Origin of the sequence: Hymenobacter busanensis (assembly GCF_008727865.1) — a bacterium.
Taxonomy (GTDB): Bacteria; Bacteroidota; Bacteroidia; order Cytophagales; family Hymenobacteraceae; genus Solirubrum; species Solirubrum busanense.
Genome location: NZ_VTWU01000005.1, coordinates 329,105 through 353,146, shown reverse-complemented (window position 1 = coordinate 353,146; position 24,042 = coordinate 329,105). Strand labels below are relative to the sequence as shown.

The following is a 24,042-nucleotide window of genomic DNA, read 5'->3' as shown; positions in this document are numbered from 1 at the left end:
GCGTAATGGTTCTGCTAGCGTCTTTTCAGAGGCGGAATTTGCGAAGTTGAAGGATAACTCGAAAAAAGCAGCACTGATTGACAAGCAACTGTGGATAACCTCTCTATATTTGCTATAGGTAATGTTAAATTACGAAAACCTTGCCTGCTCCTCAAGTGCCTGTTCTTGCCCTATTCAAAAGCTTAGCAACGGCTCCTTTCTGTCGGGCCATTGCCGCACACGAGTAGCAAGTAAGAACTTGTACTTTCTGCCTAGACTTGGCTTTTCTCAGCTACTCACAAACCAGCTAGTGGCCCCTTGGCCGCGCGGTTTTAGTCCCGTTTCACCCAACCCTTTTGCCTGTGCCCCACTTTTACTCCTCGCTTTCTGCTGTACTGCTTTGTAGTGCACTGGGTACTACCCAGGCCACAGCCCAGCAGCGGGCCCCTGCCACGCCTTGGCACGACGAAGCCGCTGCCCGCACGCTTATGCAAGCCGGTCCTTCCGGCAACTGGACCACGCATTCCCGTGCTCTTTCCCTCGACGTAACCGCCATGAAGGCGGTGCTGGCCGCTACACCGCTGGAAAACCTGGCTGCCCGCGGTACCCAGGCCGGCACGGTGCTCACGTTGCCGCTACCCGATGGCAGCAACGGCCGCTTCCGCATTGTGGAGGCTCCCATCATGGAGCCGGCTCTGGCGGCGCGCTACCCCGGCATTCATACCTACACCGGCGTGGGCCTCGATGACCCGTACGCAACACTGCGCTGCGACCTGACCCCACAGGGTTTCCACGCGCAGGTGTTGTCGCCGGTTACGGGCTCGATTTACATCGACCCGGTTAGCCTGACCGACACGGGCCACTACATCAGCTACTTCAAGCGCGACCTGCGCCGCGGCGGACAGGCCAGCATGGGGTGCGGTTTTGTGCCCACGCCCGAAGAAGCCGGCAAAGTACTGCCCAGCCTTGCCGAAGAAGCCGCCGGAAACGTGCGCCGCTCGGCCGTGGGCAGCGGTACCCAACTGCGTACCTACCGCTTGGCTATGGCCGCTACCGGCGAATACACGCAGGTGAAAGGCGGTACCGTAGCCGCGGCGCTGGCCGCCATTACCACGAGTGTAAACCGTGTGGTGGGGGTGTACGAGAAGGAATTAGCGGTACGCCTGGTGCTGGTTGGCTCCACCGACCAAGTCATTTATACCGACCCAGCCACCGACCCCTACTCCAACCTGAGCAACAGCGCGACGCTTTCGACCAACCAGACGACGCTGGACAACCGCATCGGCTCAGCCTCTTACGACATCGGCCACGTGTTCAACACGGCCGACGGCGGCATTGCCGGCTTGGGCGTGGTGTGTTCCTCCACCCGGAAAGGGCAAGGCTCTACCGGTTTACCCAACCCCACCGGTGATGCTTTCGACATCGACTACGTAGCCCACGAAATGGGCCACCAGTTCGGCGGCAACCACACCTTCAACAACAACAGCGTGGGCAGTTGCACCGGCAACCGCAACGGCAGCACCGCTTTCGAGCCGGGCTCGGGCTCTACGATTCAGGCCTACGCCGGTATTTGCGGCACCGTCAACAACCTGCAGGCCCACTCCGATCCGTTTTTTCACTCGGGCAGCTTCGAAGAAATGCGGACGTTTATTGCTGGCACCAGCTGCGGTACCACCACGGCCACCAGCAACACGGCGCCGGTGGTAACGGCACCGGCCAGCGGCAAAACACTGCCCATCAGCACCCCCTTCAAGCTCACGGCCTCGGCGACTGATGCCGAAGGCGACGCGCTGAACTACAACTGGGAAGAAATGGACCTGGGCCCGGCGGCCAACACCAACGATGCGCAGGTAGCCAACTCCACTGTACCGCTGTTTCGCTCGTTCAATGCCACCACCAGCCCCACCCGGTACTTCCCCCAGCTGAGCGACATTCTGGCGGGCACCTCGGTAGTGGGTGAGCGGCTGCCGACGGTAACGCGCACCCTGAAGTTCCGCTGCACCGCCCGCGACCAGCACAACAGCGGCGGCGCGCTCGGCGTCATCGGCGGCGTCGACTTCAGCAGCTTCGTGAACCTGAACGTAACCAGCGCGGCCGGCCCTTTCGTGATTAACTCGCCCAACACGGCCGTAAGCTGGGCCGGCAGCTCTGTTCAGACTGTTACCTGGAACGTGGCGGGCACCAGCGCGGCTCCCGTGAGCTGCGCGCAGGTAAACATTCGCCTCTCGACCGACGGCGGCCTTACTTACCCCTTCCTGTTGGCCGCCAACGAAGCCAACGACGGCTCAGCGTCGGTAACGCTGCCGAACGTGGTGACCAGCACCGCGCGCGTGATGGTGGAAGCCGCCGACAACTACTTCTTCGACCTGTCGGACGTGAACTTTGCCATTACGCCGGCCGCTACCGGCCTGAGCGTATCCAGCTTCACGCCCACGAGCGGCCCCGTTGGCACTTCCGTAACGGTGAACGGCAACGAATTTACCACCGGCGCGGGCACGCTAGGCGTGACCTTCAACGGCGTGGCGGGCACTCCGACTAACATTACCAATACCAGCTTCACGGTGCTGGTACCCACCGGCGCAACCACCGGCAACCTCACCGTTACCAAAGGCGCGGCTTCGGCCACCGGCGGCGTATTTACGGTGACGGTGGTGGCCACGGCGGGCTCCAACGGCCCGCTTTGCGCCGGCAGCAGCCTGAACCTAACGGCCTCGGGCGGCACGTCCTACAGCTGGACGGGCCCTAACGGCTTCACCAGCACGTTGCAGAATCCGAGCATTTCGAACGTGACCACCGCCGCCAGCGGCACCTACACCGTGACCGTGACCAGCGGCACCATCAGCGCCCAGGCTACCACCAGCGTAACGGTAAACGCGGCGCCAGGCGTCCCCACTATTGGGCCGACTACTCCGAGCACCTGCTCCGGCACGCCCGTAACCCTGACGGCCAACGCCCCAACCAACGGCTCCATCAACACCACGCTGATTGATGAGAACTTCAACGGTACGGCTACCGGTTGGACGCCAACCTACTCGACTACTGGCAACGCCGCTAATGCGGCCAATACAGCGTGGCAGTTGTATGGCCCTTCCGACATTCTTTTGAACAGCGCCGATTATTCGCTGGACGGCACGCAATACATGGCTGCCGCTTCCGCTTTCGGAGGCAATGCCACCAACACCCGCACCCAGCTGACGTCGCCGGTATTCAGCGCAGCTGGCTATTCTTCGCTGACGTTGTCTTTTCAGCACGGCTACTTCTATACCAACACCGTGGATGCCGCTGCCATTGTGGAAATTTCAACCAATGGAGGCAATAGCTGGGCCGCAACCTTAGTCGATTACAAAGCCATTGGCAGCGACCAAAGCGGAAGCGTTTCGCTTAACCTGAACGCCTACGCCGGCCAGAGCAACCTGCGCCTGCGCTGGCGTTATGAAACCAATGGCAAAACCCTGCTCTGGGCCATCGACAACGTGAAAGTCATCGGCTCGGTGCCAGCGCCGAATACTTACGCCTGGACGCTGGTGAGCGGCAACGGTTTGCCGGCTACCACCAATACGGCCAGCCTCACCGTTAGCCCCACCACCACCTCGGTGTACCAAGTAACGGTGACCAACAGCACCGGCTGCCCCGGCGTGGGCCAGGTGACGGTGAACGTAACGGCTGGCTCTACCTGGACCGGCAATACGTCGACCAGCTGGACGGCGCCCGGCAACTGGTCGGGCTGCGGCGTGCCCACCGCCACCACCGACGTTCAGATTCCGGCCGGCCGCACCAACTACCCCAGCCTGCTGGCCGGTACCACGGCCCAGGCCCGCTCGCTGACCATCGAAAACGGCGGCCAACTGACCATGAATGCCACCGCCACACTGCAGGTTTCCGGCAACTTTATCAACCAGAACGCCGCCGCTTACAGCGCCGCCGGCACGCTTCAGTTCCTAGGCACCAACCCCGAGCTGACGGGCCTGGCATCGGCCAACAATCTGGTGATGGACCTGGCCACCGGCAGTACCAACCTCGCAAACGACCTAAGCGTGACGGGCGGCCTGACCATGACCAACGGCCTGCTTAATACCGGTTCGCACACGCTCACCTTGGGCTCCGCGGCAACCCTGACGGAGAGCGAAACCAGCTACGTCGTTGGGAAGGTGCAAACGACCCGCCCGCTAAGCCCCGGCACGGCCCAAACGTTTGGCGGCCTGGGCCTGACCCTGGCGCCCGTCGCCGGTTCCACGTCGCCCGGCTCCACGCTGGTTATCCGCACCACCGGCACGGCGCTGAACGGCACCAACAACAGCCAGAGCGTGAAGCGGTATTTTGACATCCGGCCGGCCACCAGCACGGGCCTGAACGTGAACATGGCCTTCCGTTACTTCGCCGCCGAGCTGAACGGCATCAGCGAATCGAACCTCATGCTGTTCCGCTCGACCTCGGGCGTGGCCGGTCCGTGGCAGCCGCAGGGCTACAGCACCCGCGACGCCGCCACCAACACCCTGACGAAAACCGGCGTAACGGCCTTCTCCATCTGGACCTTGGGTAGCTCGGTGCTGCCGCTGCCGGTTGAGCTGAGTGCCTTTACCGCCGAACGCCGCAATTCGGCGGTGCAGCTGAAGTGGACCACGGCCCAGGAGAAAAACAACGACCACTTCGACGTGGAGCGCAGTCTCGACGGGAAGAGCTTTGCCGCTCTTGGGCAGGTAGCGGGCAGCGGCTCCAGCAGCACCCCGCGGGAATACGCCTGGACCGACAGCCACCTGCCCACGGCTTCGGTACTGTACTACCGTCTGCGGCAGGTTGATTTCGATGGCAAGAGCACGGTATCGGAGGTGCGCACTGTGGTGCTGGCCGAAAGCGCCGACCTGTTGGTGGCTTCGGCCATGCCCAACCCCTTCGATTCCCGCCTCGGCCTGGCCGTGACGGCGCCCGTAGCGGCTCCCGCCAAACTGGCGCTGACCGATGCCCTGGGCCGCCCGGTGCTGCACCACAGCGCCACCTTGCCGGCTGGCTACTCCGAGGTAGAGCTGCCCGGCGTGGCGCGCCTGGCGCCCGGCGTGTACTTCCTGCGCTTGCAGCAGGGCCGCATGCAGCGCGTGGTGAAAGTGGTGAAGAACTAGCCTCCACGCCTGCTGCGTAGCCGGGCCATTAGCCCGTACCACGTGCAATACCCCCACGAGCCGACGGCCTCTTCGGATGGCCGCCGGCTCGTGGCCTTTCGGCTGGTTGCCTCCCGTTACCTTTGCTTGCGCGGGCGTTATTGCCTGCGGGCCGGTTGTATGCCGTAAGCTCTTTTCCTCCCGTTCCTCCTAGCCATGTCTGCCGATACCCCCGCCACTATTCGCCTGACCCAGTACAGCCACGGGGCCGGCTGCGGCTGCAAAATTGCGCCGAAAGTGCTCGACCAGATCCTGCACACCAGCCTGCCCCAGGCCCACGACCCGCGCCTGCTCGTGGGCAACGCCTCCCGCGACGACGCGGCCGTGTACGACCTTGGCACCGGACAGGCGCTCATCAGCACCACCGACTTCTTCATGCCCATCGTCGACGATGCCTACGACTTCGGACGCATTGCCTCGGCCAACGCCATTTCCGACGTGTACGCCATGGGCGGCCGGCCCGTGCTGGCCATTGCCGTGCTGGGCTGGCCCATCGACAAGCTGCCGCCCGAAGTGGCCCGCCGCGTGATTGAAGGCAGCCGCAGCGTGTGCGCCGAAGCCGGCATTGCCCTGGCCGGCGGCCACAGTATCGACTCGCCCGAGCCCATTTTCGGGCTGGCCGTGAGCGGCCTCGTCGACATTGCGCACCTGAAGCGCAACGACACCGCTACCGAGGGCAACTTGCTGTACCTAACCAAGCCCCTGGGCGTGGGCATGCTCACCACCGCTCAGAAAAAAGGCCTGCTCCGCGACGAAGACGCCCACCTGGCCCCGCAGCAGATGATGCAGCTCAACAAGCTGGGCGAGCCGCTGGGCCGGTTCCCGCAGGTGAAGGCCATGACCGACGTGACGGGCTTCGGCCTGCTGGGCCACCTGGCCGAAGTGTGCGAAGGCAGCAACCTGACCGCCGAAGTAAACTTTGCCCGGGTGCCACGCCTTGCCGCCGCCGAAACCTACCGCGCCCAGAACGCCATTCCGGGCGGCACACACCGCAACTGGGACTCCTACGGCCACAAGATTGCGCCCCTCGAAGACGAGCAACGGCACTGGCTCTGCGACCCGCAAACGTCCGGCGGCCTGCTGGTGTGCGTGGCGCCCGAAGGCCGCGCCGAGGTAGAAGCCCTGCTGCAAGCCGCCGGGGTGCCGGCCGAGCCGTTTGGGGTGCTGCGCGCCCACCAGCCCACCGAGCCTTACGTGCTGGTGCGCTAGATGCGGCGCTTGATTTGGCCGCTGCTGGAAATGGCCGTGGCCTTGGGCTTCACGGCCTACGGGCTGCGCTGGCTGCTGGGGTTGTTCGGCCGCAAGCGGGTAGTGTTTGAGGTTACGTACTGGCGTAGCGTGTATTTGCTGGCTTGGCCGCTGGCCTGTTTGGCGGTGGGGCTGCCGTTTGTGGCCACGTTTTTCGCGGGCACGCACTCGGCCTGGGAAACGGCGTTGCTGGGCGCGCTCGGCGTGGTGGTGTTGGGTTTTTCGGTGCCGGCGTTTCTTCTGCACGCCCAGTACTACGTGCGCAACCGGGCCACGTCCCTCGTTTTCGACCCCGCGCGCAACCGGCTGGAAGTGTACCAGGCCGGCCAGCGCGTGGCCTTCGAGCGGCGCGACATCGTGCGGGTAGAACGCGTGACTTGCCGCTCGCCGCGCCTGTTTTGGAGCGCCTACGACTACCTGCGCCTGCATTTGCAGGACGGGCGCGTCGTCACCCTCACCTCCTTGCTCACGGATTTACAACCGCTGGCGACGTTCCTGCGCAACACCCATTTTGTGCCGGAGCAGCGGTGGCTGTGCTGGGCCTGAAGTTGCACTATTGCAAGGCATCCAGCATAGTGTATATTTGTAGGGTGCCGGGCTCTGCTGCTTGGCCAAATCGTTGAGTACAATGCGGTTCTTCCCGCTCTGGTTCGTCTTCCTCTTCGCGTTTCACGCCGCGTGTGCCCAAGACACGCTGGCGGTGGTACGCCTGCGCCAGCAGCTCGGCTCGGCTACCGATACCAGCCGGGTCCGCATCCTCAACAGTCTCTGCTACCAGCTGCACGACCAGGCCCCGCTGCGCGCCATGCACTACGGCGAGCAGGCCGCCGCCCTGGCCCGCTCCACCGCCGACAGCCTGGGGCTGATGCGCGCCCTGCTGAACCTGGGCAGCTGCTACGGCAACCTCTCCGACGGCCCCCAGGCCCTGCGCATGCAGCAGGAAGCCCTGCAGATTGCCCGCCGCCTGCGCAACGCCGACGGCCTTGTGCGCGCCTACGCCGGCATGGGCAGCATCCACCACGAGCGCGGCGACACCCTCAGCGCCATGCGCAACTACCAGCAGGCCCTGCAGCGGGTGCGCGAGCCGGGCGTGAGCACCCGCACCCAGCTCATGCTCTACGGCAACCTGGGCAGCATCTATTCCTTTATGGGGCAGTACCAGAAAGGCCTCACCTACACCCGCGACGCCATGTTTCTGGCCCGCCGCTCGGGCGACAAAGCCGGCGAGTCGATGTACGTGGCCAACCTGGGCAGCTACTACCTCCAGCAGCAGCGCTACGAAGTGGCCGAGGGCCTCCTGCGCAAGGCCCTTTCCATCAGCGAGCCGCTGCATGCCCCGCGCTACGAAACCAGCCAGCTGGAAATGCTGGCTACGGTGCTGCTGCTCACCAACCACCTCGACGAAGCCGAAGAACTGACCCGCAAAGCCCTACGCAAGGCCCGCAGCATCGGCTACCAGGAGCGCGTGCTCGATGCCTACGACCTGCTGGCCAACATCAACGTGAGCCGGCGCCAGTACGAGCAGGCCTACGGCTGGCGGCAGCTGTACCTGGGCCTGAACGACACGCTCAACAACCGGGCGCGCCTGAACACGCTCACGGCCTTGCAAACCCGCTACGAAACCCACGACAAGGAAAACCAGATTCAGCTGCTCACCCAGCAGGGCCAGCTGCAGCGCGCCCACAACCGCGAGCTGTGGGTGGTGGTGGGGGCCCTGGTGCTTGGCCTAATGGGCGCGGGTGTGTTCTACGGCAAGCTGCGCCGCAGCCAGCAGGCCCTGGCCGCCAACAACGCCGCCCTGGCCCGCGCCACCGAGCAAACCCGCCAGCTGGCTGCCAGCAAAGACCGCCTCTATTCCATTGTGGCCCACGACCTGCGCGGCCCCGTTACCTCCTTTGTGGGCGTAACGGAGCTGATTGATTTCTACCTGCGTACCGGCGACGAGAAAGGCCTCAAGCGCCTGCCCCAGCAGGTGCGCCAGTCGGCCCAGAGCCTCAACAACCTGCTCGACAACCTGCTGAGCTGGGCCGTGACCCAAACCGGGGAGCTGATTTTTCAGCCCGAGCCCCTGGCCGTGGCCCCGCTGCTGGAAGGCGCCGTGGAGCTGCACCGCACCACTGCCGAGGCCCGGCAGGTAACCGTAACCACCACCGACCCCGAGCACCTCTCGGTGCTGGCCGACGTGAACATGACGCGCACCATCCTGCGCAACCTGTTGGCCAACGCCCTCAAGTTTACGCCCGTGGGCGGGGCCATTCAGCTCACTGCCGAAGCCTCGCCCGACGGCCGCTCCGTGACCCTGGCCGTTACCGACACCGGTCCCGGCATTCCGCCCGAGCAGCTCAAGCAGCTGCGCAGCGCCGAACCGGCCGCCGGCCGCCCGGTGGTCAACGGGGCCCGCAGCGGCACCGGCCTGGGCCTGCCCCTGTGCCGGGCCTTCGCCCAGCGCCACGGCGGCGCCCTCGACATCCGGAGCACGCCCGGCCACGGCACCCAGGTGCGCGTGCAGCTGCCCCGCGCCGTGGCGTAGGGTGCGCCTGTTCCTGCTCAAGCACAACGGCCCGGACCGCGCAAAGCAGTCCGGGCCGTTGTGGTACCCGTTGGCAAGGCGTGTTATGACTTTGCAGTGGGCGCCGGGCCCGCTTTGCCGGCCGCGGCTTCCACTACATCAAAGCCGTACTCGCCGAGGCGGCGCAGGTTCTGGCTGTGCACCCCGCTGAGCAGGTCGCGGGAGCGGCGCACCAAGGGCGTGAGCACGTCGAGGTATTGATTACGCTGTCCGTACATCACTTTCAGGTCTTTTTCGGCCTGCTCGATGCGGCTTTGCAGCTCCTGGGCCGTAGCCACGCTGCCACCGGCATCGGCCCAGGTGGGGCCTTCTTCGAGGGCGTTGAGCGGCGACTTGGCGGCCAGCTTCTGGTGCTGGGCGTACACCGACGCGCTCAGCTTTAGCAGCTCACCGGCATTTTCGGGAATTTCAATACGGGGTTTGCGGGGCATGGAGAAAGGAATGTGAAAGTGAAACAATACTTCTTTGAAATATAAAAAGGCACCCGCATAATGCAAAGCTTGGCTGCCCTTCCTCCCCTTTTCTTTCCCCGGCTGCCCCCGGCAAGCTGCCGCGGAGGCCTTGCGGCTGCAGCGGAGGGCGTCCGGCTGTAGCGGAGGGGCCTCCGCTGCACCGGAATACCGTTCGGCTACAGCCGTTTCACGTTCGGCTGCACCGGAATGGCAATCCGCTACAGCCCGATGGCATTCCGGTGCAGCCGAACGTGGTTCCGGCGCAGGGGAATGGCGTTCGGCAGCAGCCGAACGGCCTCCGGCTGTAGTCCGAGGGCTTCCGCTGCAGCCGGACGCCATTCCCCTGCACCGGAATGGCGTCCGGCTGCAGCCGGACACCTCACGGGCACCCGACCGAGCCGGCGCGGGCCTATGACGACTACTCGTGGTGGAGCAGGCGGGCGTGCCAGCGGCGGCCGTCGGGGGCTTGGAGCTGCACGTGGTAGAGGCCGGCGGGCAGGCCGGCCAGCGGCACGTCGGCCGCGGGGGCACCGGCCGGCAGCGGCCAGGTGCGCACCGCGCGGCCCAGCGCGTCACGCAGCACCAGCGTGGCGGCCCCGAGCAGGGCGGCGAGCCGCGCCGCCTGCGCCCACTCGCCGGCCGGGTTGGGCCACAGGGCCAGCACGCCGGCCGGGCCGGGCGCGGCGGGGCGCCCGGCCAGCACGCGGGGGGCGGGCTCGAGGCGCGCCAGCCAGGCGCGCTGGGTGTTGTCGGGGTAGCCCGCCGTGCCGCAGACCACGAAGCTCGAGTCGCCGCGCACGGGCTGCCAGTCGTAGGGCGTGAGCCAGCGCGGGCCGGGCACGAGCACCTCGCGCCGGCGCAGCAGCTGGCCCGTGGCGGCCGCCAGCGTGTACACGTACAGGTAGGGCGTGTTGGGCGCGTACTCGCCGGCCAGCACCGCCAGCTCGCCCGTGGGCAACTGCCGCACCTGCCCGATGCGCAGCTCGGCGCTGCGCTCGGGCGGCAGCAGCCGCGTCCAGACCGGGGCCAGGGCCGTGTCGAGGCGCGTGACGAAGCCCGTCCAGCCCCCGGCCGCCCCCTGCACGTAACCGTTGAGCACGTAGCCCGTGCCGTCGGCCGTGGCCAGCAAGCTGCCCCACAGCCGCTGGTGGTGCTCGAAGAGGTTCGGGTCGTGGGCCACCACAAACCGCCGCCGCCGTTCCCGGCCCAGCGAATCGGTTTCGAGCAGGAAGGGGTGCGGCGCGTAGCCGGGAAAGCCCGGCCCTTGGGCCGTGGCCGAGAGCAAGTACCCCCCGCGGGCCGTGCGCAACAAGCAGGTGGATACCACTGTGCCGTTGGGCAGCGGGTTGGGATAAGTACGCTCCCAGAGGACCGCCCCGGCCGTGTCGGTGCGCTGCAAGAACAATTGCGGTTCGTTTGGCAGGGTTTGGTTGAACCCCGCCGCGGTGAGCCCGCTCGCATCGGCCACCAGGGCCGTGGCGGCCCGGACAGTTCCGGGCACCAGGTAACGCCGGGCGGGCAGCGTGTCGCCGTTCGGCCGCAGGCGCTGCACCAGCAAGGGTATCTCCCGGTCCAGGGATTCGGACCCGGCAAAGACAAGTCCGCCGCGCCAGGGCACCAAATCCTGCTCGCCGGTAGCCAGCAGGCGCCCGTCGCGCTGCCAGCGGAAGGTGCCGGCCGTGTCGTACTGAGCGAAAATGCCGGGGTAGTAGTTGCCTGAGCCCGTACCGCTGAGCGTGATAGTGCCGTTGGTACCCAGCACCAGCTTGTCGAAATACGAGCTGCGGCTGGGGGCGGGCTTGAGGTAGGTCTGCTGCCAAGCCACGCGCAGGCCCTGGGCCGATGTACTGAGCGGGGCCAGCAGCAGTGCTGCCAGCCCCAGTAGAACAGAGAAGAGTTTCATGCTACTCGACTACGGCTAAACGGCGCACGGCCACGGGCCGCCCGTCAACTACGAGCGTGCAGCTGTACTGGCCGGCGCGCAGGCCGGTGAGGGACACAGCCGCTTCCGCCGCGCCCACGGCCAGCGGGGCGGTGTGGGCGGCGCGAGGCAGCGCATAGCGGAGGCGCACTGCACCCGTGGCGGGGTCTGGGTGCAGGGCAAGGGCAGAAAAAGCCGGTGGGTTGGCAAGCCGGTGGTGGAGCAGCATGTAGGTAATAGATAGTGAGCGGATTGACCTACGCGAAAGTTGCACATTAATCGTACCCCGGCCAAGCGCCCGGCCCTGGCCGCCGCCCGTTTGCCCGCCGCTGCCGACCTTTGCCCCATGACGCTTCCGCTGCATTTCCGCGAACTGGGCCAGGGCCGCCCGCTGGTCATTCTCCACGGCCTCTTCGGCACCCTCGACAACTGGCAAACCCTAGCCCGGCGCTGGGCCGAGCACGCCCGCGTGGTGGTGGTCGATTTGCGCAACCACGGCCGCTCGCCCCATTCGCCCGAGCATTCCTACGCCCTGATGAGCGCCGACGTGCTGGCCCTGTTCGACCAGCTTCAGCTCGGGCCCGACACCACCCTGCTGGGCCACAGCATGGGCGGCAAAGTAGCCATGCGCTTCGCCCTCGACCACCCCGAACGCCTCGCCAAGCTGGTGGTGGTGGATATTTCGCCCCGCTTTTCCACCATGGAGCACCAGCACGACGTGCTGGCCGGCCTCAACTCGGTCGACTTTACCACCCTCAGCAGCCGCCAGGAGGCCGACGACGCCCTGGCCCGGCACATCCGCCAGCCCGACACCCGCCAGTTCCTGCTCAAAAACCTCTACCGCCGCGACGACAACACCTTCGCCTGGCGCATCAACCTGCCCGTACTCACCAGCGGCCTGACCACCGTGGGCGAGGCCATTACGGCCGAGCATCCCTTCCTGAAACCGGCCCTGTTCATCCGCGGCGGCAAGTCCGACTACATCGACGCCGAAGACAAGCTGCACCACATTCCGGCCCTGTTCCCCAACTCGCAGGTCGAAACCGTGGTAGACGCCGGCCACTGGGTACACGCCGAGAAGCCCGAAGAAGTCTACGCCTTGGTGCAAGCCTTTATCAATTCGTAATTACTACTCAACGCATGACGCTCTACCTCATTCCCACCGTGCTGGCCGACGACACGGCCGCGCAGGTGCTGCCGGCGCAGGTAGCCGAGCGCGTGGCGGCCCTCTCCTGCTTTTTGGTGGAAAACGCCCGCACCGCCCGCCGCTTCATCAAGCAGGTAGCCCCCGCGCAGGTGATTGAGGAGCTGCGCATCAGCGTCATCGACAAAGACTCGACCGAAGCTGAGGTGCGCACCGCCCTGCAAACGGCCGCCAAGCAGGGCCTCGACGTGGGCGTGCTCAGCGAGGCCGGCTGCCCCGGCATTGCCGACCCCGGCGCCGCCCTGGCCCGCGAGGCGCACCGCCTGGGCATGCGGGTGGTGCCGCTGGTAGGCCCGAGCAGTCTGCTGCTGGCCCTCATGGGCTCGGGCCTGAACGGGCAGAGCTTTGCCTTCCACGGCTACCTCCCCATCGAGCGGGCCAAGCGGGCGGCGGCCATCAAGCAGCTGGAGCGCACCGCCGTGCAACAGCGGCAAACCCAGCTCTTCATCGAAACGCCCTACCGCAACGGACAGCTGCTGGAAGACTTGCTGGCGAACCTGCAGCCCACCACGCGCCTCTGCATTGCCGCCAACCTCACGGCATCCGATGAGTTCCTGCGCACCGATACCGTGGCCGGCTGGCGCGGCAAGCTGCCCGAACTGCACAAACAGCCGGCGGTGTTCCTGATTGGAACATAAACTTGGTGCTGTCATCCTGAGCGTGAGCGAAGGACCTTCTCACGCCAGAACGAATGTCTTTGCAATGACTCGTTCAGCGGTAAGAAGGTCCTTCGCGTTGCTCAGGATGACAATTGCTTTCGCAACGCCCCTCCTACTTCATCAGCTGGTACACCAGCAGCGAGGCGGCGTAGGCCAGGCCGGTCATGTACACCAGTTGGAGCAGCGGCCAGGTCCAACCTTTGGTTTCGCGGTAGGTGGTGGCCAGGGTGCTCACGCACTGCATGGCAAACACGTAGAACACCAGCAGCGAGAAGGCCCGCGCCGGGGTGAAGAACGGCTGGCCGTCGGGGCCTTTTTCGGCCAGCAGCTTCTCGCGCACGGTGCTCATGTCGGCGTCCTGCCCCACGCTGTAGATGGTGGAGATGGTGCCCACAAATACTTCCCGCGCGGCAAATGAGGTGATGAGCGCAATGCCGATTTTCCAGTCGAAGCCCAGCGGCCGAATGACCGGCTCGATGCTGCGGCCGAACACACCGGCGTAGGAGCTTTCAAGCTTCTGCGACGCTATTAGGTTGTCGGTTTGCTCGGGCGTGAAGGCCCGCTGTGCGGCCTCGGTGCGAGCTTGGGTTTCGGCCTGTTGCAGCGCACTGCCCGGGCCGTACGAGGCCAGTACCCACAGCAGCACCGATATGGCCACGATGACCTTACCGGCCTGAAACACAAACGCCTTGACTTTCTCGACGATGGTCAGGCCCACGTTTTTCCAGCGCGGCCAGCGGTACACCGGAAACTCCATGATGAAGAAGCTCCGCTCCTTGGCCCGCAACAGCGTCTTGAGCACCCACGCCGACAACACCGCCGACACGAAGCCGAGCAGGTACAACCCCATCAGGGCTACGCCCTGCAGGTTGAAGATGCCCAATACCGGCTCGTCGGGTACCACCAGCGCCACCAGCACCGTGTACACCGGAATGCGCGCCGAGCACGACATCAAGGGCACCACGAAAATGGTGATGATGCGGTCTTTCCAGTTCTCAATGGTGCGCGTGCTCATGATGGCCGGCACGGCGCAGGCCATGCCCGAAATCAGCGGCACCACGCTCTTGCCGTTCAGCCCAAACTTGCGCATGATGCGGTCCATCATGAACGTGACCCGCGCCATGTAGCCCGATTCTTCGAGCACGGCAATGAAGGCAAACAGCAGCGCAATCTGCGGAATGAACATCAGCACCCCGCCCAGGCCGGCCAGAATGCCGTCGGCCGCAAGGTCCACGAGCGGGCCGCTGGCGCGGGCTTTCAGCTGCCCACCCAGCCAGGCCACACCCTGGTCGATGAGGTCCATGGGGTACTGCGCCCAGGCGAAAATGGCCTGGAACAGCAAAAACAGAATGCCCAGAAAAATGAGGTAGCCCCACACCCGGTGCGTGAGCACCCGGTCGATGCGGTTGCTGTACGACTCGTTCTTTTCGGCCCGCGTCACGCGCACCACGTCCAGCAGCAGCTCCGAAATGTGGGCATAGCGGGCAATGGTTTCCTGCGCCTGCTGGCTCACCGAATCGAAGCCGTAGCGCTGGCACAGCTCGTGAATGTAGCTGCGCTCATCGGCGCTCAGAAAAGCCAGCCGCTGGTACTGGTGCGCGTAGTGCAGCGCCAGATAGTCGTTGTGCAGGTTGAAATAGTAGCGAATCTGCCGGATCATCGGCAGCAGTTCCTCGCTCGGCTGGTAAAACGTCTGCGTCGGCGGCCCCAACTCCTGCGCCATCACAATTTTGAGGGCCGTGATGCCCACGCCCTTGCGGGCGTTCATCGGGATGATGGGCACACCCAACTGGCGCTGCAGCTCGGCCACGTCAATCTGAATGCCGTGCTGCTCGGCCGTGTCCATCATGTTCAGGGCCAGCACCATCGGTAGCTGCAAATCGGCCAGCTGGGTATACAGCAGCAGGTTGCGCTTCAGGTTCGAGGCGTCGGCCGTTACCACCACAAAATCGGGGTATTCGCTGGAGCCCCGGTCGTACAGCAGGTCGGTAATGACCTTCTCGTCGAGGCTCTTGGGGTACAGCGAATAAGTACCCGGCAGGTCGATGATGGCGGCGCGGTGGTGCGGCGTGAGCTGTGCGGTACCGGTTTTGCGGTCTACCGTCACGCCGGGGAAGTTGCCCACCTTCTGGTTGAGGCCCGTGAGCTGGTTAAACAGCGACGACTTGCCCGAGTTGGGGTTGCCAATCAGCGCGATGCGCGTAAGCCGAACCGACTCGAAAGAAACCGATTGCGCCGCTGTCTGCTCGGCTTCTAGTACTGCCCCACGCCCCATCCAGTTGTTACTCTTTAAGCAGAATCGTAGCCGCCTCGCTCACCCGCAACGACAACGTGTATTCCCCGTCGACGTGCAGCGTAATGGGACAGCCCAGGGGGGCCCGGCCGTTCAGCGTTACCCGCGTGCCCGGAATACAGCCCATTTCCAACAGCTTGAGGGCCATTTCGGGGTCTTTCAGGCAGCAGATAGTGCCCGTTTCGCCTAGGCGCAAATCTTTCACGCTGCGTTGGGCAGAGGCAGAAGTGGTGGACGCTGTAGGCACGGGCGGCGGGGTTATTTAGACAAACTATAAACAAAGATACACTGCCCAAAGGTTTCCGCCAAAGTACCCGGTATGATGGGCCGAACGGAAGTATCATTTAGGTAAACACAAATTGGATTCTTATAAATATTCGAAGCAAACGCATGGCGGGCCGCCAAACTGCTTGTATTTTTGACATATAATCCACCTCTTATGCTCAAACGCCTACTCTTTTTCGTTGCGCTCGGATGGCTGCTCCCCCAGCTGGTGTCGGCGCAGGATAACCGCATTACGGGCCGGGTTGTTGACTCGAAAACCAAAGAGCCCATTCCCTTCGCTTCCATCGGCCTGAAAATCGAAGAAAGCGGCGCCCTGACCAACGAGTACGGGTTTTTCCAGATGGCTCAGCCCGAGAAATCGGCGCAGGACTCCCTGATTGTGCAGGCCCTGGGCTACTTCCGCAAGGCAGTGGGCGTGAAAAAAGGCGACAAGCTGGAAGACCTCATCATTGAGGTAGAAAAGCGCAACATCGTGCTGGAGACGGTGAAAATCGAGGCCGGCAAGGTAAAGGCCAAGGACTTGGGTGCCAGCTCGAATACGCCCGGCGAAGGCATGATTCAGGGCATGCCCGGCAGCCAGTACGCCTTCTTCGTGAAAAACGAGAAAAACAAAAAGCTTGGTGCCATCCGTTCGGTGTCGTTCTACATTGGGGAGCACGGCTTCCCGAAAGAGCCGTTCCGGGTGCGCATTTACAAAGCCGACGGTGACTATAACGCGCCCAACAGCGACTTGCTGACGGAAAACGTGGTAGTATCAGCCCCCGGTGGCGGTGCCTGGTTCACCATCGACATGACGCCGTACAACATCATTGCGCCCGACGAAGGGTTCTTCGTGGCCATGGAATGGATTGTGTCGGGCGACAAGTTCTACACCACCAACTTCATGGACAACTACACGCCCTACGGCCAGATCATGCGTCCGACCTTCGAATTCAAGGAAAGCCGCACCTGGACCTACACCATGGGTAAAGGCTGGAGCCTGATTACGATGTCGAACGGCTCGGGGCTGCGCTACAACGCTATGATCAAGGCGGAGGTAGACATCTACAAGTAAGCCTCTCTCGCTTTCTGCCAGAGCAAAAACACCGCGGCCCGGACGAGTAGTCTGGGCCGCGGTGTTTTGCTTAGTTCTAACTTTTACTTGGAAGCGCAGGACGTTGCTACTGCTTCTTTGCTTGGGCTACAATCCACTCCCGAATCATTTCCTGAGCTAAGGGCGAAAAGGTTTCGCGGGGCTGGCCATTGACCAAAGGCCACTGGCCAGGGTCGGACTGAAACAGGTGGTTGACGCCCGGCAGCTTCTTTACGATGACGTTCTTGTTGCTCTTCAACCCCTTTGCCAGAATGGCTAAGTTGGTTTCGGGGGCTACAAACATATCGGCAGTCCCGTTGAGCAGTAATACCGGGCAGCTCACCTGGGCCAGCTTCTCGGCGGGGTCGAAAGTCAGGAAATGGCGGTAGCGGGCCGAAGTCAGTTCGCCGGCGCTGGCCAGGGCCGTGTTTTGGTCAATCGAGGTATTGGTTTGGCGCAGCATGTTGGCCACAATGGCCTGTGCCTGCGGTCCATCAGGAGTTTGCCGGATGATTTCCAGCATGGCCTGGTGGCGCTTCACGGCCGCTTCTATTTGGGCTGGCTCGGTGCCCAGCGACCGGAGAATGTTGGCTTGCTGCTGCACTACAATATCACTGCCGGGCTGCCCATAGGCGGCCAAGGCTACCACAAAGGAGGGGGGCAAGGGCTGAGCAGCAGCCAACAGCGCCACGTTACCGCCTTCGCCGTGGCCTATCACGCCCAGGTGCGAAACGTCGGCTTCCGGACGGGTACGCAAGAAATTTAATGCGGCTTGCACGTCGGCTACCAGCTCGGGGATGGTAGCGCTACCGGCAGTGCCGCCCGACTGGCCCACGCCCCGGTCATCGACGCGGAGAACGGCAATGCCACGGCGCGTCAGGAAGTCGGCCAAGGCACCCATGGGGCGGTAGTCGCCCACGGTAGCGTCGCGGTCCTGGGGCCCTGCATCGGAAACCAATACCACGGCCGGAAACGGGCCTTTGCCGGGCGGAACCGAAAACATGCCGGCCATGCGGAGGTTCACCGGAATGTTGGTGAAATTAACTTCTTCTTCGCGGTAGGGTGGCGTCAGGCGCACTTTGCCGCCAGGAGCAGCCTGCGGTGCGGCGTACTCCAGCGTCATGGGAGCTTTCAGGCCCGGTTGCTGCCAAGTGCCTTCCACGTGCTTGCCATCGGCCGAAATGCGGCCCACAAACTGGCTAGCGGCCTCGTCGGCCACGAAGATGACGGTGTCGCCGTGCGCTTGCACCTTCACCCCCATGCGGGTGACTTTCTGCATAGGCACGTCGAGGGTAGCGTAGTAAGAGCCACCCGTCAGCGTAACTACTCGGAAAATCACTTCCCACTGCCCACCAGGCACTTTCAGTGGCCCTTTCCACAGGCCATCGAGAGCAGGAGTAGCTTGAGCGGAGGCACTAATCAGGCCCAAGCCCAGCAGCAATGCGAACCAGAAACCTAACTTTTTCATTGCAAGCGCGGGTAATGCAGTAGAAGTAGATAATGAGCAGCGGCTTTGACGATGCTAATCTAGTAAAATATTATTAAATAATAGAACTATAATACCAGCGCATTTATTTAAAACCAAGTTAATTGCATTTGGGCGGCACGTTATACTATCTCAAAGGCCAAACTGGTAGGCAGCCTTCAGGTAAAAGAACCGGCCGTTGAAACTCATTTGCTGCGACTGGTAAGGCAAGATGTCAAAGTCGTAGGGCAGGTTGGAAGGGCGTCCGTATTTGGCCTGGAAATAAGCATTGAACTCGTCGAAAGTTTTGAACCCGACCGGCGGACGGCCGTTGCGGTAAGCAGCCGTGTGAATGTTGTCGGGGTACACGTTGAACATGTTGTTTACCCCGCCGGTGAGCATGAAAGCCTTGTTCGGACGGAAGTTGAGGATGAGGTCGGTGGATACTTTCGGGCGAAACACCATGTACACACTGCCTTCATCGAGCGGGTCGAAGTTGAAGTCGTAAGTCTTCACTTGACCGAAGGACTGGTTGCGCACCAAGACGCTGAATTTGCCGATTTCGTACCCCGTATTCAGCACGATCTTCTCGTTGGGGTTGCCGGTTTCAATCAGCGAGAGTTGGCGTTGGTCGACGTAGTCGTTGCCGGGCAGGTTATCGGTTTGCAGGTTCTGGAACGCGGCCGGCACCTGCAGGCTCCGGATGATGGTTTTGTTGAAGTTAGCCGCCAAACCCAGGTTCAACGTGCCGTGGCCCACCGTCGGGCGGTAGGTAGCCACCAAGTCGAGCCCGCGGGTGCGGGTGTTCACGGCATTGGTGAAAAACTGCGCGTTGTCAGCGTTGGCGCGGGTCAGGGCGTTGTTGAGGGCCGCGCGGGTACCGGAGGGGTCGAACCCGAAAATACCCGACAGAATGATGCGGTCGTCGATGGCAATCTGGTAAGCATCGACGGAGAAGCTGAGCGCAGGGGCCGGCGTCAGGACCAATCCGGCGCTCAGGTTGCGCGAGCGTTCGGGCTGCAGCTGCCCAATGCCGGCGGCGCGGGCCACGTCGCTTTGGTTGTTGAAAATGCCGCTGTAGACGTTGCCGTTGGAAGTCGGCAGCAGCGTGAGTTGGCGGTACAGCTCCTGTTGCAAGGCGGGTGCCCGGAACCCGGTGTTGTAGGCTGCCCGAACAGCTACCGGCTTGGCCAGTTGCAGGCGCGACGAGACTTTGTAGATGAAGGCGGAACCGAAGTCGGAATAATTCTCGAAACGCACGGCCGTGCCCACGGTCCACTTTTTGGTAACGTCGGCCTCCACGTCGGCAAAGGCGCTGACGTTGCGGCGGTTGCCGGCCACCGCCGAATTGGGGTCGAAGCCAATGAAGCCCTGCGCACCGGGCGAGGCGTCGGGCTTGCCTTGGCCGTAGTCTTTGTAGGAAGCTTCTTCGCCCGCTATGATTTCGTACCGGTCGGCCCGAAATTCGCCGCCGAAAGCCACGTTGGTTCCGGCCAATGCCTTGGGGAACAGGCGGCTCAGCGTGGCGTTGCTCACGTTCTGCGAGAACCGGAACCCGCCCGCATCGAAGTTGGTGGGCGAGGCCGCCCCGAGGGAGCTGTTGAGGGTGTGGCTGATGTCGTAACGCATCTGGTTGACCCCGAGCACGTGGCTCAGGTCCAGGGTCCACTGGCCCAGGCCGAAGGCAAAGCCTGCCGTGCCGGTGGCGTCGTGCACGCGGGTGTTGATATGGGGCTGGTAGCCGTCGGGGAAAATGCCGTCAACGATGTCGACTTCCTGGGCAGCGGGCAGCACCCACGGCGCTACAGCCTGGCCGCGGCGGCTGTTGTAGCTGCCGAAGGAGTAAAAGTTCGATTTGGCGCCCACGGGTACGCTCAAATTGTAGAGTCCCCGGAAGTTACGCACGTTGGCGTCGCCGTTTTTCTGCCGAAAGTCGTCGTAGGTTTTGCCACTGGCGGCCAGCAATTCGGCTTCTTCCTGGGCGTCGTACGAAAACACCGGCCACGAGGTGATGTCGCGCTGGGCGCTGCCGCGGGTGGTGGCGCCGCGGTGGTCGGCCTCGGCGGTTAGGTTCAGAAAGCCCTTCTGCCCCAACTTCAAGCCTTTGTTAACGCTTAGCAGGCTGGTAAATCCGTCGCCTCGGCTGGTAATACCGGTATTTAGCAGCACGTTACCGCCTTTGTTGTCGGACTTCAGGTTTAGGTTGATTACCCCGGCAATGGCGTCGGAGCCGTACTGGGCAGCAGCCCCGTCGCGCAGGATTTCCACGCGGTCCAGCGCGTTGGAGGCGAAGGCGTTCAGGTCGTAGTTGACGCTGCCCAACCCGCGGCTCCCCAGCAGGTTGATGAGGCCGGTGGTGTGGTAGCGTTTGCCGTTCACGAGCACCAGTGTTTGGTCGGGCGCCAAACCGCGCAGGCTGATGGGGTCGATGTGGTCGGCGCCGTCGGCCGAAGTCTGCCGGGTGGAGTTGAACGAGGGCACCACGTAGTGCAACACCTGCGTCAGATCGGTCTGGGGCGCAGTGGGCGTCAGTTCGCGCATGTCGATAACGTCTACGGCTACGGCCGATTCGAGCAGGGTACGGTCGGTACGGCGCGTACCTACCGCTACTACTTCGGGCACCAGCGTAAAGTCCAGCACGGTGGGCTTGTCGGAGGCGAAAAATACGTTGGTTACCACCTGCGGGCGAAAACCCGGCTGCAGCACCTGCAACGTAAACGGTCCGCCCGACAGTACGTCCGGCATGGTGAAACTGCCATCGGGCCCGGCTACGCTGGTGCGCCGAATGCCGGTGGGCATGTGAATGGCTACCACCGTGGCACTGGCTACCGATTCGCCCTTTTCCGAGTGGATGCTGCCGTTGAGGCTAGCGTTTTTGGACTGTGCTTGCCCAACAAGCGGCATGCTTGTAGCGGCGGTCAGGGCAAGCAATACAACTAGAGTAGAAGTTTTTCCCATATGGGCCAGATCGAATATGGAACAGCAAGGAGTCACCTAGCAAGTCAATATTCAACCGGAATAGTGCACGATACCAGGTATGCAAACCTACTACACTGCTGTCTTTTACCAAGATTATATTATCCAAACCAGAAATTTTTCTCGCTCAAATCAGCTAATTGCTTGGCAGACATATCATATAGTAGCACAGCCCTACGTGGCTCCGATCTTGCAAGCCTAGAACCTTCTGCCTCGGCTTTAGCAGCCAGGGTTTATTCCGAGACAAAGATTCGCTTTACCCGCTCGCTTACGCTCGTCAGCAGTTCGTAGGGAATGGTACCGATGCGCTTGGCCAACTCAGTCAGGCCCAGACCTTCACCGAATACCAGGGCCGTGTCGCCTTCCTGCACGTCGGCAATACCGGATACATCGACCATACACATATCCATGCACACATTGCCCACGAGCGGGGCGCGCTGCCCGCGAATGAGCACCTCTCCTACGCCGCGCGAAAAGCGCCGGTCGTAGCCATCGGCGTAGCCAATGGCCAGGGTGGCAATGCGGCGCGGGTAGTCGGCCGCGTCGCCACGGCGGCCATAGCCTACGGTTTCACCGGCCGGCAGCTGCTTGATCTGCGACACGGTGGTACGCAGGTTGCTCACCGGGCGCAGCGCTGTCGGGTCGAGTCCGGCGGCTTCGACCCCGTAGAGGCCTATGCCCAGGCGCACCATGTCGAAATGGGCCTCGGGAAAGCGCAGGATGCCGGGCGAGTTCAGAGCGTGCTTGATGATGGGGTAGCCCAGCTCGTTTTCCAGCCGCGCGGCCATGCGCTGGAAAGCCGAGAGCTGGCGGCGAGAGAAGTCGTTGTGCTGCTCTTCGTCGGCACCGGCCAAGTGCGTGAGGGCGCTGGCCACGCGCAGGCGGGTGGCGTGCTGGCGCAGCAAGGGCAGCAGCTCGTCGAGGTCGGCTTCGTCGAAGCCCAGGCGGCGCATCCCGGTATCGAGCTTGAGGTGCACGGCGGGCAGCGGCCCGGCGGCGGCGGCTTGCAGGTACTCGCGCAGCCGGGCGAAGGAATAGATTTCGGGCTCCAGATGATACTGCCGCAGCAGCCCAAAGCTGTCCGGCGACGGGTTCATCACCATGATGGGCAGCGAGATGCCGTTTTCGCGCAGCTGCACGCCTTCGTCGGTGTAAGCCACGGCCAAGTAGTCGACGCGGTGAAACTCCAGCAGGTTGGCTACTTCGTAGGACGAGCTGCCGTAGGCGAAGGCCTTCACCATCACCATCAATCGCGTGCCGGGCTGCAGGCGGGCGCGGTAGTAGTTCAGGTTGTGCACCAGCGCATCGAGGTTCACTTCGAGCACCGTGCCGTGAATTTTCTGCTGAAACGCGGCCACTACCCGCTCAAACCCGAAACGCCGGGCGCCTTTCACAAGGATGGTCTCCTGCCGGAACTTGTCGGGGTGGAACCAGGCCAGCAGCGCCTCGGTATCGGCGAAGAACAACACCTCGGGCACGGCTGCCGCCAGCACAGCCTGGTGTTGCCCGATGGCCTCGCCCACGGCCAGCAGCCGCTGCACGCCGTGCTGCGCGGCCAGCTCGGCCACCCGGCCATACAGTTCCTCCGGCGCCAGTCCCGATTCGAGCACGTCGGAGAGGATGAGCGTGCGGCGGCCGCGCCGGGGCTGGCGCTGCAGGGCGTCCAGCGCAAGGTCGAGGCCGGTGAGGTCGTTGTTGTAAGTGTCGTCGAGTACGTAGCAGTCGTGAATGGCCTGCTTCATTTCGAGGCGCATGGCCACGGGGTGCAGGCGCAGCAGCCGCCGCTGAATCTCGGCCGAGGCGAGGCCGCGCCAGAGCAGCACCGTGAGGCAATGCAGCACGTTCTCCACCGAAGGCTCGTCGGCGAAGGGCAGCGTGAATACTTCTTCGGTGCCGGCGTAGCGCACTTTGGCCAGCATCTGGCTGGGGTCGGCAGAAGGTTCCAGCGCCACTTGCACGGCGGCATCGGGCACGGCGTGGCGCGACCAGGTAAGGCGCTGCACCGAAGCCGGCAGCGCGGCGGCTGCGGCGTGCACGGCGGCGTGGTCGCGGCAGTACACCAGCCTTTCAACGCCGGCAAAGAGCTGCATCTTCTCGGCGGCTTTTTGCTCGCGCGAGGCAAAACCGGCGTCGTGGGCCGGGCCGAGGTTGGTGAAGATGCCGGCCGTGGGCTGAATGATGTGGGCCAGCCGGGCCATTTCATCCGGCTCGGAAATGCCGGCCTCGAAAATACCCAGCGTGTGCTGCGGGCGCAATTCCCACACGCTCAGCGGCACACCCACCTGCGAGTTGTAGGAGCGCGGCGAGCGGCAAATCAACTCGTCGGGGCTCAGCAGTTGCGCCAGCCATTCCTTCACAATGGTTTTGCCGTTGGAGCCGGTTATGGCCCACACCGGACCGCCGAAACCTTGCCGGTGCTGCGCTGCCAGCTGCTGCAGAGCTTCCAATGCGCTGTTTACCTGCACAAATCCAGCTTCGGAATACGCGGCCGCGAGGTTGGCTACCGGTACCTCCACCACAAACAGCCGCACACCGCGCTGGTACAGCTCGGCTATGTACTGGTGGCCGTCGTGGTGCGGGCCGCGCAGGGCGAAGAACACGGTGCCGGCCGGCACGCCCACGCGGCGGCTGTCGAGCAGCAGGTGCTGCACGGTGGCAGCGGCATCGGTGGGCGCTTGCAGCAGGGTGCCGCCAAGCAGCGCGGGCAAAGAAGCGAAGCGAAGCATGGGAACAGGAATGGCGCCGGCAAAGGTACGCCACGCCGCC

At 63.6% G+C, this 24,042-nt stretch carries 15 protein-coding genes; 7 read left to right on the top strand and 8 right to left on the bottom strand.

Features of this window, described 5'->3' with window-relative positions; translation table 11 throughout:
- Window positions 1-341 precede the first annotated feature (341 nt).
- From F0P96_RS14915 to F0P96_RS14900, 4 genes are all read left to right on the top strand, one after another.
- On the top strand, window positions 342-5,093 hold the full coding sequence (locus F0P96_RS14915) for a reprolysin-like metallopeptidase (RefSeq protein ID WP_151079705.1): 4,752 nt from the start codon (window positions 342-344) through the stop codon (window positions 5,091-5,093).
- 195 nt (window positions 5,094-5,288) lie between these two features.
- Complete coding sequence (gene selD, locus F0P96_RS14910) at window positions 5,289-6,341, top strand: selenide, water dikinase SelD (protein WP_151079704.1); 1,053 nt, start codon at window positions 5,289-5,291, stop codon at window positions 6,339-6,341.
- Complete coding sequence (locus tag F0P96_RS14905) at window positions 6,342-6,926, top strand: PH domain-containing protein (RefSeq protein ID WP_160620331.1); 585 nt, start codon at window positions 6,342-6,344, stop codon at window positions 6,924-6,926.
- Between the two features lie 82 nt (window positions 6,927-7,008).
- Window positions 7,009-8,910 carry an ATP-binding protein gene (locus tag F0P96_RS14900; protein ID WP_151079702.1) on the top strand — a complete coding sequence of 634 codons (1,902 nt, stop codon included), beginning with the start codon at window positions 7,009-7,011 and terminating at the stop codon, window positions 8,908-8,910.
- Window positions 8,911-8,993: 83 nt separating this feature from the next.
- On the opposite strand, the gene F0P96_RS14895 is transcribed toward F0P96_RS14900, so the two are convergent.
- The 3 genes from F0P96_RS14895 to F0P96_RS14885 form a co-directional block, all read right to left on the bottom strand.
- Window positions 8,994-9,380 (bottom strand): hypothetical protein, encoded by a 387-nt coding sequence (locus F0P96_RS14895; RefSeq protein ID WP_151079701.1) that lies wholly within the window; start codon window positions 9,378-9,380, stop codon window positions 8,994-8,996.
- A 439-nt stretch (window positions 9,381-9,819) separates the two neighbouring features.
- Window positions 9,820-11,304, bottom strand: a complete 1,485-nt coding sequence (locus tag F0P96_RS14890) for a hypothetical protein (protein WP_151079700.1) — start codon at window positions 11,302-11,304, stop codon at window positions 9,820-9,822.
- Window position 11,305: 1 nt separating this feature from the next.
- A complete protein-coding gene (locus F0P96_RS14885) occupies window positions 11,306-11,551 on the bottom strand; it encodes a hypothetical protein (RefSeq protein WP_151079699.1) in 246 nt (81 codons plus the stop codon).
- 117 nt (window positions 11,552-11,668) lie between these two features.
- Here F0P96_RS14885 and F0P96_RS14880 point away from each other — a divergent pair, with 117 nt between their 5' ends.
- Both F0P96_RS14880 and F0P96_RS14875 read left to right on the top strand, forming a co-directional pair.
- The gene (locus F0P96_RS14880) at window positions 11,669-12,448 is read left to right on the top strand and encodes an alpha/beta fold hydrolase (RefSeq protein ID WP_151079698.1); all 780 of its coding nucleotides are present in this window, start codon (window positions 11,669-11,671) and stop codon (window positions 12,446-12,448) included.
- Window positions 12,449-12,462: 14 nt separating this feature from the next.
- Complete coding sequence (locus tag F0P96_RS14875; protein ID WP_151079697.1) at window positions 12,463-13,164, top strand: SAM-dependent methyltransferase; 702 nt, start codon at window positions 12,463-12,465, stop codon at window positions 13,162-13,164.
- Between the two features lie 133 nt (window positions 13,165-13,297).
- Here the strand turns inward: F0P96_RS14875 and feoB are convergent, their stop codons facing one another.
- Together feoB and F0P96_RS14865 are read right to left on the bottom strand one after the other, a co-directional pair.
- Window positions 13,298-15,460, bottom strand: a complete 2,163-nt coding sequence (gene feoB, locus F0P96_RS14870) for a ferrous iron transport protein B (RefSeq protein WP_151079696.1) — start codon at window positions 15,458-15,460, stop codon at window positions 13,298-13,300.
- Window positions 15,461-15,467: 7 nt separating this feature from the next.
- Window positions 15,468-15,725 (bottom strand): FeoA family protein, encoded by a 258-nt coding sequence (locus tag F0P96_RS14865; protein ID WP_151079695.1) that lies wholly within the window; start codon window positions 15,723-15,725, stop codon window positions 15,468-15,470.
- Between the two features lie 192 nt (window positions 15,726-15,917).
- On the opposite strand from F0P96_RS14865, the gene F0P96_RS14860 reads away from it, so the two are divergent.
- Window positions 15,918-16,817 carry a carboxypeptidase-like regulatory domain-containing protein gene (locus F0P96_RS14860; RefSeq protein ID WP_151079694.1) on the top strand — a complete coding sequence of 300 codons (900 nt, stop codon included), beginning with the start codon at window positions 15,918-15,920 and terminating at the stop codon, window positions 16,815-16,817.
- A gap of 106 nt (window positions 16,818-16,923) precedes the next feature.
- Here F0P96_RS14860 and F0P96_RS14855 read toward each other — a convergent pair whose 3' ends face one another.
- The 3 genes from F0P96_RS14855 to F0P96_RS14845 all read right to left on the bottom strand — a co-directional run bounded on the left by F0P96_RS14855 (window position 16,924) and on the right by F0P96_RS14845 (window position 24,002).
- The gene (locus F0P96_RS14855) at window positions 16,924-18,303 is read right to left on the bottom strand and encodes an alpha/beta hydrolase family protein (protein WP_151079693.1); all 1,380 of its coding nucleotides are present in this window, start codon (window positions 18,301-18,303) and stop codon (window positions 16,924-16,926) included.
- 150 nt (window positions 18,304-18,453) lie between these two features.
- Complete coding sequence (locus F0P96_RS14850) at window positions 18,454-21,204, bottom strand: TonB-dependent receptor (RefSeq protein WP_160620327.1); 2,751 nt, start codon at window positions 21,202-21,204, stop codon at window positions 18,454-18,456.
- Between the two features lie 305 nt (window positions 21,205-21,509).
- Window positions 21,510-24,002, bottom strand: a complete 2,493-nt coding sequence (locus F0P96_RS14845; RefSeq protein ID WP_151079691.1) for a bifunctional UDP-N-acetylmuramoyl-tripeptide:D-alanyl-D-alanine ligase/alanine racemase — start codon at window positions 24,000-24,002, stop codon at window positions 21,510-21,512.
- Window positions 24,003-24,042 lie beyond the last annotated feature (40 nt).

Coding starts and splice junctions, on each gene's coding strand:
- selD (WP_151079704.1), top strand. CDS start 5,289: ATGTCTGCCGATACCCCCGCCACTATTCGCCTGACCCAGTACAGCCAC.
- F0P96_RS14905 (WP_160620331.1), top strand. CDS start 6,342: ATGCGGCGCTTGATTTGGCCGCTGCTGGAAATGGCCGTGGCCTTGGGC.
- F0P96_RS14900 (WP_151079702.1), top strand. CDS start 7,009: ATGCGGTTCTTCCCGCTCTGGTTCGTCTTCCTCTTCGCGTTTCACGCC.
- F0P96_RS14895 (WP_151079701.1), bottom strand. CDS start 9,380: ATGCCCCGCAAACCCCGTATTGAAATTCCCGAAAATGCCGGTGAGCTG.
- F0P96_RS14890 (WP_151079700.1), bottom strand. CDS start 11,304: ATGAAACTCTTCTCTGTTCTACTGGGGCTGGCAGCACTGCTGCTGGCC.
- F0P96_RS14885 (WP_151079699.1), bottom strand. CDS start 11,551: ATGCTGCTCCACCACCGGCTTGCCAACCCACCGGCTTTTTCTGCCCTT.
- F0P96_RS14880 (WP_151079698.1), top strand. CDS start 11,669: ATGACGCTTCCGCTGCATTTCCGCGAACTGGGCCAGGGCCGCCCGCTG.
- F0P96_RS14875 (WP_151079697.1), top strand. CDS start 12,463: ATGACGCTCTACCTCATTCCCACCGTGCTGGCCGACGACACGGCCGCG.
- feoB (WP_151079696.1), bottom strand. CDS start 15,460: ATGGGGCGTGGGGCAGTACTAGAAGCCGAGCAGACAGCGGCGCAATCG.
- F0P96_RS14860 (WP_151079694.1), top strand. CDS start 15,918: ATGCTCAAACGCCTACTCTTTTTCGTTGCGCTCGGATGGCTGCTCCCC.
- F0P96_RS14855 (WP_151079693.1), bottom strand. CDS start 18,303: ATGAAAAAGTTAGGTTTCTGGTTCGCATTGCTGCTGGGCTTGGGCCTG.
- F0P96_RS14850 (WP_160620327.1), bottom strand. CDS start 21,204: ATGCCGCTTGTTGGGCAAGCACAGTCCAAAAACGCTAGCCTCAACGGC.
- F0P96_RS14845 (WP_151079691.1), bottom strand. CDS start 24,002: ATGCTTCGCTTCGCTTCTTTGCCCGCGCTGCTTGGCGGCACCCTGCTG.